Genomic DNA, 13,252 nt, shown 5'->3' on the forward strand with positions numbered 1-13,252 from the left:
GGCTGGGCACCGAAGGACGAGGGAGGACCTGATGTCAACCGGGACCCTCATCGCGATCATCGTCCCCGTGGTGGTCGTACTGATCCTGGCCGCCGTGGTGCTGTGGTACGTGAACCGCCGCCGCCGGCTGCAACAGCGGTTCGGCCCGGAGTACGAGCAGGCCGTCCGCCGTACCGGCAGCCAGCGGGCCGCCGAGCGGGACCTGCGGGAGCGGGAACAGCGCCACGACCAGCTGCAGATCACGCCGCTGCCACCGGACGCGAGACAGCGGTACGCCGAGGACTGGAAGCGGGTCCAGCAGGAGTTCGTCGACCAGCCGGGCGAAGCCGTCCAGCACGCCGACCGGCTGGTCACCCTGCTGATGCACGACCGCGGCTATCCCACCGAGGGCTACGAACAGCAGCTCCGGGACCTGTCCGTCGAGCACGGACGGACGCTGGAGCACTACCGTGCGGCCCACGCGACCAACGCCTCGGCCCGACGGGACGACGCCACCACAGAGGAACTCCGGGGCGCGATGGTGCACTACCGCGCGCTGTTCGCGGAGCTCCTGAACGGTGACGAGCCCCCGGGCCGGGACCGCGGGGCCGAAAGGAGATGACCGAGATGTCACACATGCACTTCGACCACAAGGGGCGGATGACCAGCGAGAAGGCCGCCGCCATCGAGGAGGAACAGCGGACCGGGGCCGAGCAGGAGGAAACCGAGCCCCGGGAGGAAGGGCAGCGGGCCGTCTTCCCGGGCGAGGCCACCGGCGACGCCGGTACGACAGACACGACCGACACGACCGACACGACCGACACGACCGACACGACAGGTACGACCAGCACCGCCGACATCGCGGGGACGGCCGGCACGACCGAGGCCCCCGGCAGCGCCGGCACAACCGGCACGACGGACACGGCCGGCACGACCGAGGCCCCTGGCACGACCGGCACCACCGGCGCCGGTGGCGGCCCCGACGAGGCAGGTGCCCGCACGACCCGGGCCGAGGAGGGCGAGATGCCGGACCGGTCGGACGAGGGCCGCAGCTCCGACCGCGAGCCGCTGCTCCCGGAGGCGGAGACCCAGGAGCTGCGCGAGCGCTGGCAGCAGGTGCAGACGGACTTCGTCGACGATCCCCGCGAGGCCGTCCACACCGCGGACGCCCTCGTCGCCGACCTCATGCAGCGACTGGCCGCGTCCTTCGCCGACCGCCGCAGCAGTCTCGAAGGCCAGTGGAACCGGGGCGACGAGGTCGAGACCGAGGAGCTGCGGGTCGCCCTCCAGCAGTACCGCACCTTCTTCAACCGTCTGCTGCAGAGCTGAGGGAGGAGGGCCGGTGTCCACGGCATAAGCTGCCCGGGTGGAACGTACGCCGCCGAAGCCGGGGCCGTGGCCGGTGTTGTCCGAGCTGCCGTTGCAGGAGCTGGAGTGCTTCTCCGTCCTGGTGCACCAGTTGCACTTCGGACGGACCGCGGAGCTGCTCGGGCTCTCGCAGGGCCGGGTCTCCCAGCTGATCAAGCGGCTGGAGGGCCGGGTCGGCGCGCCGGTGTTCGAACGCACCAGCCGCCGGGTCGAGTTGACCGAGCTGGGCCGGGGACTGGCCGAGCAGGTGGTGCCCGCCTTCGCCCAGCTGCGCGCGGGGTACGAGGACGCCCGGGCGCGGGCCGCGGTCACCGGCCGGCCGTTGCGGATCGGCTTCCAGTGCGCGGTGTACGAGCCGGTGGCGCGCGCGATCGGGCGGTTGCCGGAGGGCGTCGCGCAGCTGGTGGAGCTGCCCTGGGGGGATCCGTTCTCGCACCTCGGCCGGGGTGGGATCGATCTGGCGATCGCGCTCGCCCCGTGCCGGGAGCCGGGGTTGGAGGTGCTGCTGGAGTTCTCCCGGCAGCCCGTCGTCGTCGCGGTGGCCGCCGGGCACCGGCTGGCGTCGGCGGAGAGCGTCCCGGTCGAGGAGCTCGCCGCGCTGCCGCTGATCGAGCCGCGCGGCGCGGCGCCCGAGTACTGGCGGCTGGCCAACGCCCCGCGGCGCGCGCCGAGCGGGCGGGAGCTGACGTATCCGGCGGGCGCCGCCACCGTGCAGGAGGGGCTGTCGATGGTGGCCAGCACCCGCCACGGGCTGTTGCTGTGCCGGGCCGGCGCGCGGTACGTGCCGCGGCCGGACATCCGCTACCTGCCGGTGCCGGAGCTGGAGCCGACCGCCCTGCAGCTGGTGCAGAGGGGGGACCGGCCGCACCGGTTGGCCGGCCGGTTCGTGGAACTGCTGGTGGCCGAGGTCAGCCGAGCCGGGTGCGGACCGGGCGGGTGACGGCGGTGAGCAGCAGTCCGGCGGCGGCCAGCGCGGCGGCGGTGAACAGGACGGCGCGGTCCCCGGCGTGGTCCACGACCAGCCCGCCGGCCAGCGAGCCGAGTGCGATGCTCGCGTTGAACACGCCCGCCCACAGGGCCGCCGAGGCCTCGATCCGGTTCGGGTCGGCGGTGCGGACCCAGGTCTGGGTGGCGACCGAGACCCCGCCGTACGAGGCGCCCCAGACGACCAGGGCGAGCAGCACGGTGACGACGCCGCCGGTGGCGGAGGGCAGCACGGCGGCGGCCAGGGCGACGCCGGAGAGGGCGAGGGCGACGGCGAGCTTCGGGTGGGTGCCGGACAGCGGGCCGAGGATGAAGTTCCCGGCGACGCCGGCCAGCCCGTACACCAGCAGGCAGGTGGCGATGACGCCGCTGCTCAGGCCCGCGTCGGCTTCCAGCACCGGGCGGACGTAGGTGTAGCCGGCGAAGTGGCCGAGCACGACGAACGCGGTGATGCCGGTACCGGCGGCGACGCCCCGGTTGCGCAGGGCATCGGTGAGGCCGCTCAGTCGGCCGCGCTCGGTGACGGGCAGGGAAGGCAGGGTGACGGCGAGCACGGCGGCGGAGAGGACGCCGAGCAGGGCGAGCGCCCAGAACGCGGCGCGCCAGTCGAGCAGCGCGGCGAGGTAGGTGCCGAGCGGGACGCCGAGCACGGAGGCGATCGAGACACCGGAGAAGATCAGCGTCATGGCGAGCGCCGTGCGCGGTCCGTCGGCCAGGCGCGGGCCGAGGCTCGCGGCGAGCCCCCAGACGATGCCCATCGCGGCGCCGAGCAGGACGCGGCCGAGGGCCAGCAGGAGGAAGTCCGGTGCGAGCGCGCTGATCGCGTTCGCCAGCCCGAGCAGCAGCACGAAGGCGATCAGTACGGCCCTGCGGTCGCGCAGCCCGACGAGCACGGGGGTGAAGGGGGAGAGAACGGCGGCGATCAGGCCGGTGATGGTGAGGGAGAGGCCGGTGGTGCCGTCGGAGACGCCGAGGCTGTGGGACATGGGGGTGAGCAGGCCGACCGGCATCATCTCGGAGGACACCACGGTGAAGGTGGCCAGGGCGACGGCGAGGAGGGGCGACCAGCGGTGGCCGGTGGGCGGGGCGGTCGGAGGTGCGAGGGCTTCCGCGTTCGTCATGCGGTCAGCTCATCAGCGGGCGGACGGTCGAACAAGATCGAATGGCTCATCGGTCGATTAGCCGGGCTCATCGATCGGGCAGTCGGGCAGTCGGGCAGTCGGGCAGTCGGGCAATACGGGCAGACGGGCAATACGGGCGGTGGGGCGGTCATCCGACGGGTCGGCGATGCCCGGTGCCGCCTGGCGCGGGGTGCGGCAGGCGGCACCGGGGCGGTCAGTCCGGCGGGGCGATCCGGTGGCCTCCGCGCGCCGAGTGGAGGGCCAGCGCCTCGACCGGGCAGTACTCCACCGCCTCGGCCAGCCCGTCCGTCAGCTCCGCGCCCGCGTCGGCGTACCCGGCCACCGGCCGGGCCCGTCCGTCGGCGTCCAGGGCCAGCGACTCGGGGGCGCTCAGGGCGCACATCCCGGAGCCGATGCAGCGGTCCCGGTCGACCCGGACCACCACCTGCTCCGTCTCGGCGGAGCCCGTCACCAGGTGACCCGCAGCGCGTTGGGACTGCGGGTGAGCAGCCCGCGCCGCCAGTCGATGTCCTCGACCGGGTCGGCCATCCGCAGCGAGGGCAGCCGGCGGGCGAGCCGGTGCAGGGCGAGTTCCAGCTCCATCCGGGCCAGCCAGGCTCCCAGGCAGTGGTGCGGTCCGGCGCCGAAGGTGAGCATCGGCGCGGCCAGGGGGGAGAACAGCTCGGTGCGCAGGTCCCCGGTGAAGACCTCCGGGTCCTGGTTGGCGGAGCCGGTGTCGGCGGCGACGACGCTGCCGGCCGGGATGACCACCCCGCCGATCTCGACGTCCTCCACCGTGCGGCGCAGCAGCCCGGGCATGTGCTCCGCGGCGTCGCCGAGCGGGACGGCCCGCAGGATCTGCTCGGTCGCGGCGGCCGCGCTGGCCTCGTCGGAGGCGAGCCGCCGCCAGGCCTCGTGGCCGTCCTGGAGCAGGTAGACCAGGGCGTTGCCGAGGCTGGTCATCGTGGTCTCGTGCCCGGCCACCACCAGGCCGATGACCAGCGCGATCAGCTGGCCCTCGGTGATCGAGCCGTCCTCGGTGGCGGCCGCGAGCAGGCTGCTGACCAGGTCCTCGCCCGGCGCGGCTCGGCGCTCGGCGATCACCTCGGCGCCGAAGGCGGCGAACTCGGTCATCGCGGTGGCGATCGCCTCGGCGCTGTAGGCGGTGGTGGAGAGCGCGTGGTCGCTCCAGTGCGCGAGCCGCTTGCTGTCGAGGTTGTCCAGGCCCATCAGACGGCTGATCACCGCGACCGGCAGCGGCCGGGTGTAGGCGCCGACGATGTCGGCGGGGGAGCCCCGGTCGATCAGCTCGTCGATCAGCGACTCGACCACCGAGGCCACCCAGGGCTTCCAGCGGGCGATCGCGCGCGGGGTGAACGCCCGTTGCACGGTGCGGCGCAGCCGCTGGTGCTCGGTGCCGTCGATGTTCAGCATGCTCTGCGGGTCGTCCAGGATGTTCGGCGTGACCATGAGCGGCGGGGCGTCCGACGCGTACAGCGGGGCGCGGCCCAGCCGCGGGTCGGTCAGCACCTGGCGGACGTCGGCGTGCCGGCTCACCAGCCAGACCGGGGTGCCGGTGGGCAGCGCGGCGAGCCGGGGCGGGCCGGGGTCCAGGTGGCGCAGGCAGTGCATCGGGGGGAGCGGGGCGGTGCCGGTGCCGGCACCGGTCGCACTGTTCTCGGTGGACATCCGTACTCCAGACTCCAGGGCAGGGGCCGCTGGGCGGCCCGACGGGGGGTGGATCCGGGGTGTGGTGCGGGGACGGGCGGTTCGGCCGGTGGCGGCTCGACTCAGGGCCGGCGGTGCGGGTGGTGCCGGGGCGGTGCGGTGAGGCCGGGGGAACTGCCCGCGCGGGGGCGCGGGCCGTGCGCCGGATGGCGCTGTGCGGCGCCGGATGGCGCGAAACGTGCGGGGGCGTACGGTCGGTGCGCGCCCGGCACGCGCGGCGCGCGGTGGCGTGCCGTCAGGTGGGACGGATGTGCTGAGCGTGGTCGCGTGGACCGTCTCAGCTACGACCGTACGTGGACGCCGGGGCACCCGTCTGCGGCACTTCCAGCCAACGGCGGTGCTTTCCGGGCAGTTCGTAGCACGCTGACGGGCGCTCAGCGCCACCCGCGCGCCCCTCGCCGCCGGGCCGCGCGGGGGCGGGCGCCGCGTCGGCGGCCGACCGGGCGGGCGCTACCCTTCGTGGGCAGTCTTTCAGCGGGGCTCCTACAGTGCCCCTACAGTCCTTCTGCAGTCCTTCTGCAGTCGTTTGTCGCAGGTCACGCCGGTGCAGAGCCGCATCGGCACGACGGAGGTGGAATCGGATGGCCCAGCAGGTCAAGGCAGTCATCGCGCGTGCCAAGGGCGCGCCCGTGGAGGTGACCACGATCGTGGTGCCGGACCCGGGGCCGGGCGAGGCGGTCGTCCGGATCCAGGCCTGCGGCGTCTGCCACACGGACCTCCACTACCGCGAGGGCGGCATCAACGACGAGTTCCCGTTCCTGCTCGGCCACGAGGCCGCAGGCGTCGTGGAGTCGGTCGGCGAGGGCGTGACCGAGGTCGAGCCCGGCGACTTCGTCGTCCTCAACTGGCGCGCGGTGTGCGGCCAGTGCCGCGCCTGCAGGCGCGGCCGACCGCAGTACTGCTTCAACACCCACAACGCCGAGCAGAAGATGACCCTCCTGGACGGCACCGAGCTGTCCCCGGCGCTGGGCATCGGCGCCTTCGCCGAGAAGACCCTGGTCGCGGCCGGCCAGTGCACCAAGGTCGACCCGGCCGCCGAGCCGGCCGTCGCCGGCCTGCTCGGCTGCGGCGTGATGGCCGGCCTCGGCGCCGCGATCAACACCGGCAACGTGGGCCGTGGCGACACCGTCGCCGTGATCGGCTGCGGCGGCGTCGGCGGTGCGGCCGTGATGGGCTCCCGGCTGGCCGGCGCGTCGAGGATCATCGCGGTGGACATCGACGACCGCAAGCTGGAGACGGCCCGCAGGCTCGGCGCGACCCACACCGTCAACTCCCGCACCACCGACCCGGTCGAGGCCATCCGCGAGCTGACCGGCGGCAACGGCGCGGACGTCGTGGTGGAGGCCGTCGGCCGCCCCGAGACGTACAAGCAGGCCTTCTACGCCCGGGACCTCGCCGGTACTGTCGTCCTGGTCGGCGTGCCGACCCCCGAGATGACGCTCGAACTCCCGCTGCTGGACGTCTTCGGCCGCGGCGGCGCGCTCAAGTCCTCCTGGTACGGCGACTGCCTGCCCTCCCGGGACTTCCCGATGCTGATCGACCTGTACCTCCAGGGTCGCCTGGACCTCGGCGCCTTCGTCACCGAGACCATCGAACTCGACGCGGTGGAGCAGGCCTTCGAGCGCATGCACCACGGCGACGTGCTCCGCTCGGTGGTGGTGTTCTGATGGCCGCCCGGATCGACCGGCTGGTCACCGCCGGGACCTTCGAACTCGACGGCGGCAGCTGGGAGGTGGAGAACAACGTCTGGATCGTCGGTGACGACGAGGAGGCGGTGGTGATCGACGCCGCGCACGACGCCGACGCCATCGAGGCCGCGCTCGGCGGCCGCCGGCTGCTGGCGATCGTCTCCACCCACGCCCACAACGACCACGTGGACGCCGCCCCGGAGCTGGCCGCGCGCACCGGAGCTCCGATCCTGCTGCACCCGGACGACCTCCCGCTGTGGAAGCTCACCCACCCCGAGCGGCTCCCGGACGGCGAACTCGCCGACGGCCAGCGGATCGCGGTGGCCGGCACCGAGCTGACCGTGCTGCACACCCCCGGCCACGCGCCCGGCGCGGTCTGCCTCTACGCGCCCGGGCTGGGCACGGTGTTCACCGGCGACACCCTGTTCCAGGGCGGCCCGGGTGCCACCGGCCGCTCGTTCTCGCACTTCCCGACCATCATCGACTCGATCCGGGAGCGACTGCTGTCCCTCCCGGCCGACACGGTGGTGCGCACCGGCCACGGCGACCCGACCACGATCGGTGCCGAGGCCCCGGCCCTGCCGGAGTGGATCGCCCGCGGCCACTGACGCCCCGAACCGGTACGGCCCCCGGGGAGTTGATCACTCCCCGGGGGCCGTACCATCGCGATCATGGCCCACGACCCGCGCGACCTCGACGACGCCTTCCTCGCCTTCTGGCGCGAGCGGCACATCTCCACCCTGACCACCAGCCGCCCGGACGGGACGCCGCACGTGGTGCCGGTCGGCGTCACCTTCGACCCGGCGACCGGCACGGCCCGGGTCATCACCAGCCGCACCAGCCGCAAGGCCCGCAACGTCGCGGCGGCCGGGCCCGAAGGCCTGCCGGTCGCGGTCTGCCAGGTCGACCGGGCCCGCTGGTCCACGCTGGAGGGCACCGCCGTCCTGCGCGACGAGCCCGCACAGGTCGCGGACGCCGAGCGCCGCTACGCCGAGCGCTACCGCACCCCGCGGGAGAACCCGGACCGGGTGGTCATCGAGATCACCGTCCAGCGCGTCCTCGGCCGCGCCTGACGCTCCTCCCCGCTGCTCACTCGGCTCCGCCCGCTGCCCACTCGGCTCTGCGCCGCACTCCGCTCTGCCCGCTGCTCACTCCGCGAGCGCCGGGGCGATCCTGCGCAGCACCGACGGCCAGCCCTGTCCCATCCCATGGTGGGCCTGCCGACCCATCGGGGTGTCCAGGTCGAAGCCCGTGTGCTCCAGCAGCAGTCGGGTGCCGTGCCCCTCGGGCACCAGCCGCCAGGTGACGGTGGTGTCCAGTGTCCCGGCCGCGAAGCTGTAGCGCAGCAGCCGTTCCACCTCCACCTCGACCACCTCGCAGGGCTGCTGCCCCCACGGCCCCATGTCCAGGGTGAACCGGTGTCCCACCACCGCCTTCACGTCCCCGGCGGCCCACCACCGCGCGTGCAGCTCAGGATCGGTCAGCGCCTCCCAGACCCGCGCCGGCGGGTACGGCAGGAACTCGTCGCAGTGGATCGCGGCCTTCTCGGTCATGACCTCTCCTCGTCCAGGAGCTCGCGCAGCGAACGCATCCGCGCCCGCCAGTAGTGCTCAAAGGGGTGGAGCCACTCCTCGACCTCGGCCAGAGGGGTTGGCTCCAGGTGGTAGTACCGATGTCGCCCGCGCGGTTCCTCCCGCACCAGCCGGGCGTTCCGGAGCACCGCCAGGTGCTCGGACACGGCCGGCCGGCTGAGCTCGAACTCCCCGGCCAGTTCCCCGGCCGCCCGTGGCCCGGCCCGCAGGCTCTCCAACAGTTTCCGCCGCACGGGGTTGGCCAGCGCGCTGAAGACATCGACGTCCGCCATGGCTCCACGATGCGTCGGAGACTCCCGACATGTCAACTTCTTCCGACGCGTGGTGTCGGGTGGAGATGGGCAGGGTGAGCAGGGTGCCCGCCCCGAGGACGGTGGGGTGCCCGCACCGAGGACGGTGGGGTGCCCGCACCGAGGACGGTCCGCAGCGGCGCACGGCGAGGCAGGACGGTGTGGTTCCCCCGACTCCGGTCAGGCCCCCTGGGCCGGAGCCGTCCACCGGTCAGAAGGTGTAGCTCTCCAGGTGGTCGAGGCGCAGGAAGCGGGCGCCCGGGTCGGCCCGGTGGACGGCTGCTTCGAGCTCGGCGAGGCCGCCCCAGTCGCGGGCGGGTTCGGCGAGGGGGTGATCGAAGTCGTCCCAGTGGGTGGGAACGACGTACGACGGATGGTCGAGGACGTCGAGGAGGCGGGGGACGTAGCCGGGGACGGACGCCCCGCCGGGCTGGAGGAGGAGGACGTCCGGGGCGAGGCCGGCGAGGTGGCGGGCGTCGTAGTTGGCGCCGCCGCTGTCGAGGATGCCCAGCCCGTCACCGACGGTGATCAGGTAGGCGAGGGTGCCGCCTTCGACGAGGTCCGAGATGACGCGCGGGCGGGGCGGCGGCGAGCCGGGGCGGGTGCCGGGGAAGGGCACCCTGGAGCGGGGGCCGGTCATCGAGTGCAGCGAGTTGATGACCTGAATGGTGTAGCCGTCGAACTGCAGGTACTCGCCGCCGTGCACCACCGACAGCTGGTCCTCGGGCGCGCCCAGCGCGGTCAGCAGGTTGGCGTGGGTCTCGGTGCCGAGGACGGTCGCGCCGGTGCGGGCGGCGAGGTAGGGGACGTCGGGCAGGTGGTCGTAGTGGCCGTGGGTCACCAGGATCTGGTCGGCGCGCAGCCGGAGGTCGTCGATGAGGGCGGTGTCGACGCTGAGCGGGGTGGCGGGGTCGGCGCCCTTCGGGGTGTACGTCCCGGTGCGGAAGCGGGTGATCCAGGGGTCGATCAGGATCGTGGTGGGCCGGCCGGGATCACCGAAGGTGATCTCCCAGCCGTTGTTGCCCAGCCAGCGCAGCCGTACCCCGGCCGAGCCGGGCGGGCCGGGGCGGTGCCGTCGGCGGTCGGAGGAGCGGACGCCGGCCGTCGTGGCGGCCCGCCCGGGGGCGGCTCCCGTCACGGCGGTGGCGCCGGCGAGGGTCGCGGAGGCGGTGAGCAGACGGCGGCGCGACAGGCGCTCGGCGGCGGGCGCGTGCCGACGGGGGTTCACAGGGGAGACCAGAGGGGGGTTCGGACGGGGGGTCAGGGTCATCGTCGACAGCCTTTCGGGACGGTTCGTTCGGGGTCAGCGGCAGCTGCCCGGCGCGGCCGGGGTTTCCGGCGCGGCGGCGGCCGACCGGTAGGGCAGCAATTGGCGGTCGGCCGTGGACAGTCAGCCGAGGGCGGTGACGACGGCCTTGGTGGCCTCGGCGATCAGGGCGTCGTCGGAGGTGGCGCCGGCCTTGCCGCGGTCGGACAGCACGACGAGGACGATCGGGCTGCGCCCGCCGGACGGCCATGCGACGGCGACGTCGTTGCGGGTGCCGTAGTCTCCGGTGCCGGTCTTGTCGCCGATCTTCCAGTCGGCGGGCACACCCGCGCGGATGAACTCGGCGCCGGTGGTGTTGCCGACCAGCCAGTCGGTGAGCAGTCGGCGCCGGTCCTCCGTCAGGACGTCGCCGAGGGTGTAGCGGCGCAGGTCGGCGGCGAACGCGCGGGGCGTGCTGGTGTCGCGGGGGTCGCCCGGGGTCGCCTCGTTGAGGGTGGGCTCGTTGCGGTTGACGTTGGTGGTCGGGTCGCCGAGCTCGCGCAGGGTCCGCTGGAGGGCCTCCGGACCGCCGAGCTCGGTGAGGAGGAGGTTGGCGGCCGTGTTGTCGCTGTACTCGATGGCGGCGGCGGCCAGGTCGCGCACCCTCATGCCGGTGGCCACGTGCTGGGAGGTGATCGGTGCCCAGGTCAGCACGGACTCCTGGCGGTAGCTGACCACCTTGTCCAGCTCCTGGTCGCTCGCCGTGCGCAGCAGCGCCCCGGTGAGCAGCGACTTGATCGTCGAGGCGAAGGCGAAGCGCTCGTCGGGGCGGTGGGTGACCTCCCGGCCGCTGCCGGTGTCCACCGCGTACACGCCGAGGCGGGCGCCGAAGCGCTGTTCGAGGTCCTTGAAGGCGGCGTCGGTCGGGCCGGCGGAGGTCGTGGTGGCGGTGGTCGTGGTGGCGGTGGTCGCGACCGGCACCGGCGCGCCGGTGCCGCCGGAGGTGCCATGGCCGCAGCCGACGGTCGGAGCCGCCGCGAGCAGGGCGACGGCGGGCAGCACGGTACGGGGGAGGCGGAACGACGACGTCATCGGTGGTCTCCGGATAGGCGTACGGGAAGGCCGGGTGATCGGGCCGTGGCCTCACCTAAACAGGCCGTCAGAACTCCAGTCCAAGACCATGATGGTGAAGAGGTCCATAGGAAACTGCCTATGATGGCTGCTCATGGACCTGCTGGGGCATCTTCGCCACTTCCGTGTCGTCGCCGAGGAACGGCATGTCGGGCGCGCCGCCGAACGGCTGCGGATCGCTCAGCCCTCGCTCTCCCAGCGGATCCAGCGCCTGGAACGCGAACTCGGCGTCACCCTGTTCGACCGCGGTCCGCGCGGGGTGGTGCTCACCCCGGCGGGCCGGCTGCTGCTCGACGAGGCGGAGGAGGTGCTGGAGAGCTCCGCCCGCCTGCTCGCCGTCGCGGCCGACCTGCGCACCGGCCGGGCGGGCACCCTGCGCGCGGCCGTACCGCCCGACCTCGGGCCGGCGGCCCTGGCCGCGCTGCTCACCGGCTTCGAGAGCGCCTCCCCGGGCACCCGGCTCGACCTGCGGGAACTGCCGGTCGAGGCGGCGGTGCGCGAACTCGCCCAGCACACGGTGGACGTCGCCGTCGTCCGCCACCCCTGCCCGGCCGCGGGCCTGGCATTCGGCCCGGTGCTGCACCAGCCGCTGGGCGTGCTGCTGGCCGCCGACGGCCCGCACGCCGACCACCCGGAGCTGGCCGTGGCGGAGCTGACCGGGCGGCGTCTGGTGCTCTTCCCCCGCGCCACCGCCCCGGCGCTGTACGACGAGATGCTCACCACCCTGGCCCGGCACGGCTGCACCCCGGAGGCGGTCGTGGACCCGCCCGGCCCGGACGTCGCGGGCGCACTGGTGCTCACCGGCAGCGCCGTCGCCCTGGGGCCGCGCACCGTGGCGCCGCCCGGTACGGTCTGGCGTCCGCTCACCGGCACGCCACTGACCTGGCGCACCTCCACCGCCTGGCCGGCCGGGCGCGACGGGCCCGCCGTCCGCCTGTTCGCCGAGGCCGCCCACCGGGCGCTGACCGAATCCGGCGGCCTGCTGCCCCAGCCGCCCAACCGCCCGCTCTTCCCCCGGCCCGCAATGGAGTTCCCGCTGTGACCAGCGACCGCAAGAGCGCCGACCGGACGATCGCCGACCGCACGAGCGCCGACCGCACGAGCGCCGACCGCACGAGCGCCGACCGCACGAGCGCCGACCGCGCCGGCGGAGAGCGCCCGAGGGACGACGCCGCCCGCCGCGACCCCGCCGGCACCCGCGCCGCGCGCGCCCGCATCGCCGCCGCCTTCGCCGAAGCCGGGGTCACCGGCCTGCTGCACGCCCGCGACCTCGACACCGGCGCCGAACTCGCGCTCGGCGCCGACACCCCGGTCAGCACCGCCAGCGTCCACAAGCTCTGCCTCCTGGTCACGCTGTACCGGGAGGCCGCCGCCGGACGGATCGACCTGACCCGGCAGGTGGACCTCCCCGCCACCGGCCGCACCCCGGGAAGCACCGGCCTGTCGGTCATGCTCGACGCCGCCCGGCTCTCGCTGCGCGACCTCGCCTACCTGACCGTCGCGGTCAGCGACAACGCCGCCGCCGACGTGCTCTGGGACGAGATCGGCCTGGACGCCGTCAACCGCACCATGGCCGAGCTGGGCCTGACCCGCACCGTCGCCGTCCACCCCCTCCGCGAGCTGGTCGCCGCCCTCGCCGAGGACACCGGCCAGGACTCCCCGGTCGATCCCGCCGTCGTCGCCCGGCTCAGGGTCCTCGACCCGGCCTTCACCAACCGCAGCACCGCCCGTGAGATGACCGCCCTGCTCGCCGCCCTCTGGCACGGCGACGCGTGCCCGGGCGAACCCGGCGCCGCGCTGCGCCGCCTGCTCGGCCTCCAGGTCTGGCCGCACCGGCTGGCCTCCGGCTTCCCCTTCGACGACGTCCGCCTCCACGGCAAGACCGGCACCCTGCCCACCCTGCGCCACGAGGTCGGCGTGGTCGAGTACCCCGACGGCGGCCGCTACGCCCTGGCCGTCTTCACCCGCGCCGCCGCCACCACCATGGCGCTCCCCGCCGCCGACGCCGCCATCGGCACCACCGCCCGTCTCGCCGTCGACGCCCTCCGGCTCATCGCGCGCTGAACGGGGGACGGCCCCCGGACGCTCCGGCCGGTACCCGCTCGGCCCGCGCCGTCGCGTGGGT

The 13,252-nt window shown here is 74.4% G+C and carries 15 protein-coding genes; 8 read left to right on the forward strand and 7 right to left on the reverse strand.

Features of this window, described 5'->3' with window-relative positions:
* Positions 1-31: 31 nt before the first annotated feature.
* The 3 genes from ACIRVF_RS25145 to ACIRVF_RS25155 are packed head-to-tail and all read left to right on the forward strand — an operon-like array spanning position 32 to position 2,287.
* On the forward strand, positions 32-601 hold the full coding sequence (locus tag ACIRVF_RS25145; RefSeq protein ID WP_402821893.1) for a hypothetical protein: 570 nt from the start codon (positions 32-34) through the stop codon (positions 599-601).
* A complete protein-coding gene (locus ACIRVF_RS25150) occupies positions 598-1,308 on the forward strand; it encodes a hypothetical protein (RefSeq protein ID WP_402821896.1) in 711 nt (236 codons plus the stop codon). The genes ACIRVF_RS25145 and ACIRVF_RS25150 overlap by 4 nt, the downstream gene beginning before the upstream one ends.
* 37 nt (positions 1,309-1,345) lie before the next feature.
* On the forward strand, positions 1,346-2,287 hold the full coding sequence (locus ACIRVF_RS25155) for a LysR family transcriptional regulator (protein ID WP_402821899.1): 942 nt from the start codon (positions 1,346-1,348) through the stop codon (positions 2,285-2,287).
* Here ACIRVF_RS25155 and ACIRVF_RS25160 read toward each other — a convergent pair.
* From ACIRVF_RS25160 to ACIRVF_RS25170, 3 genes are all read right to left on the reverse strand, one after another.
* Positions 2,256-3,452 (reverse strand): MFS transporter, encoded by a 1,197-nt coding sequence (locus ACIRVF_RS25160; protein ID WP_402821902.1) that lies wholly within the window; start codon positions 3,450-3,452, stop codon positions 2,256-2,258. The two genes, ACIRVF_RS25155 and ACIRVF_RS25160, sit on opposite strands and share 32 nt — an antisense overlap.
* Positions 3,453-3,666: 214 nt before the next feature.
* Complete coding sequence (locus ACIRVF_RS25165; protein WP_402821905.1) at positions 3,667-3,924, reverse strand: ferredoxin; 258 nt, start codon at positions 3,922-3,924, stop codon at positions 3,667-3,669.
* Positions 3,921-5,141, reverse strand: coding sequence for a cytochrome P450 (locus ACIRVF_RS25170; protein ID WP_402821908.1), 1,221 nt, complete (start codon positions 5,139-5,141; stop codon positions 3,921-3,923). Before ACIRVF_RS25170 ends, ACIRVF_RS25165 begins: the two co-directional genes overlap by 4 nt.
* Before the next feature lie 620 nt (positions 5,142-5,761).
* On the opposite strand from ACIRVF_RS25170, the gene ACIRVF_RS25175 reads away from it, so the two are divergent.
* From ACIRVF_RS25175 to ACIRVF_RS25185, 3 genes are all read left to right on the forward strand, one after another.
* Positions 5,762-6,847 carry an S-(hydroxymethyl)mycothiol dehydrogenase gene (locus tag ACIRVF_RS25175; protein ID WP_402821911.1) on the forward strand — a complete coding sequence of 362 codons (1,086 nt, stop codon included), beginning with the start codon at positions 5,762-5,764 and terminating at the stop codon, positions 6,845-6,847.
* Positions 6,847-7,476: an MBL fold metallo-hydrolase gene (locus tag ACIRVF_RS25180; RefSeq protein WP_402821914.1), complete on the forward strand. Its 630-nt coding sequence runs from the start codon at positions 6,847-6,849 to the stop codon at positions 7,474-7,476. Before ACIRVF_RS25175 ends, ACIRVF_RS25180 begins: the two co-directional genes overlap by 1 nt.
* Before the next feature lie 63 nt (positions 7,477-7,539).
* A complete protein-coding gene (locus ACIRVF_RS25185) occupies positions 7,540-7,941 on the forward strand; it encodes a pyridoxamine 5'-phosphate oxidase family protein (protein ID WP_402821917.1) in 402 nt (133 codons plus the stop codon).
* A gap of 75 nt (positions 7,942-8,016) precedes the next feature.
* On the opposite strand, the gene ACIRVF_RS25190 is transcribed toward ACIRVF_RS25185, so the two are convergent.
* From ACIRVF_RS25190 to bla, 4 genes are all read right to left on the reverse strand, one after another.
* Complete coding sequence (locus ACIRVF_RS25190; protein ID WP_402821920.1) at positions 8,017-8,421, reverse strand: SRPBCC domain-containing protein; 405 nt, start codon at positions 8,419-8,421, stop codon at positions 8,017-8,019.
* Positions 8,418-8,732, reverse strand: a complete 315-nt coding sequence (locus ACIRVF_RS25195; RefSeq protein WP_402821923.1) for a metalloregulator ArsR/SmtB family transcription factor — start codon at positions 8,730-8,732, stop codon at positions 8,418-8,420. Before ACIRVF_RS25195 ends, ACIRVF_RS25190 begins: the two co-directional genes overlap by 4 nt.
* 229 nt (positions 8,733-8,961) lie before the next feature.
* Complete coding sequence (locus ACIRVF_RS25200; protein WP_402821926.1) at positions 8,962-9,978, reverse strand: MBL fold metallo-hydrolase; 1,017 nt, start codon at positions 9,976-9,978, stop codon at positions 8,962-8,964.
* A 162-nt stretch (positions 9,979-10,140) separates the two neighbouring features.
* The gene (gene bla / locus ACIRVF_RS25205; protein ID WP_402821929.1) at positions 10,141-11,088 is read right to left on the reverse strand and encodes a class A beta-lactamase; all 948 of its coding nucleotides are present in this window, start codon (positions 11,086-11,088) and stop codon (positions 10,141-10,143) included.
* Between the two features lie 133 nt (positions 11,089-11,221).
* On the opposite strand from bla, the gene ACIRVF_RS25210 reads away from it, so the two are divergent.
* Both ACIRVF_RS25210 and ACIRVF_RS25215 read left to right on the forward strand, forming a co-directional pair.
* On the forward strand, positions 11,222-12,169 hold the full coding sequence (locus ACIRVF_RS25210) for a LysR family transcriptional regulator (RefSeq protein ID WP_402821932.1): 948 nt from the start codon (positions 11,222-11,224) through the stop codon (positions 12,167-12,169).
* Between the two features lie 173 nt (positions 12,170-12,342).
* The gene (locus tag ACIRVF_RS25215; protein WP_402822436.1) at positions 12,343-13,191 is read left to right on the forward strand and encodes a serine hydrolase; all 849 of its coding nucleotides are present in this window, start codon (positions 12,343-12,345) and stop codon (positions 13,189-13,191) included.
* The last annotated feature ends 61 nt before the right edge of the window (positions 13,192-13,252 follow it).

Source organism: Kitasatospora sp. NPDC101157, from assembly GCF_044768255.1.
GTDB lineage: Bacteria > Actinomycetota > Actinomycetes > Streptomycetales > Streptomycetaceae > Kitasatospora.

Coding starts and splice junctions, on each gene's coding strand:
- ACIRVF_RS25145 (WP_402821893.1), top strand. CDS start 32: ATGTCAACCGGGACCCTCATCGCGATCATCGTCCCCGTGGTGGTCGTA.
- ACIRVF_RS25150 (WP_402821896.1), top strand. CDS start 598: ATGACCGAGATGTCACACATGCACTTCGACCACAAGGGGCGGATGACC.
- ACIRVF_RS25160 (WP_402821902.1), bottom strand. CDS start 3,452: ATGACGAACGCGGAAGCCCTCGCACCTCCGACCGCCCCGCCCACCGGC.
- ACIRVF_RS25170 (WP_402821908.1), bottom strand. CDS start 5,141: ATGTCCACCGAGAACAGTGCGACCGGTGCCGGCACCGGCACCGCCCCG.
- ACIRVF_RS25175 (WP_402821911.1), top strand. CDS start 5,762: ATGGCCCAGCAGGTCAAGGCAGTCATCGCGCGTGCCAAGGGCGCGCCC.
- ACIRVF_RS25180 (WP_402821914.1), top strand. CDS start 6,847: ATGGCCGCCCGGATCGACCGGCTGGTCACCGCCGGGACCTTCGAACTC.
- ACIRVF_RS25185 (WP_402821917.1), top strand. CDS start 7,540: ATGGCCCACGACCCGCGCGACCTCGACGACGCCTTCCTCGCCTTCTGG.
- ACIRVF_RS25190 (WP_402821920.1), bottom strand. CDS start 8,421: ATGACCGAGAAGGCCGCGATCCACTGCGACGAGTTCCTGCCGTACCCG.
- ACIRVF_RS25195 (WP_402821923.1), bottom strand. CDS start 8,732: ATGGCGGACGTCGATGTCTTCAGCGCGCTGGCCAACCCCGTGCGGCGG.
- bla (WP_402821929.1), bottom strand. CDS start 11,088: ATGACGTCGTCGTTCCGCCTCCCCCGTACCGTGCTGCCCGCCGTCGCC.
- ACIRVF_RS25210 (WP_402821932.1), top strand. CDS start 11,222: ATGGACCTGCTGGGGCATCTTCGCCACTTCCGTGTCGTCGCCGAGGAA.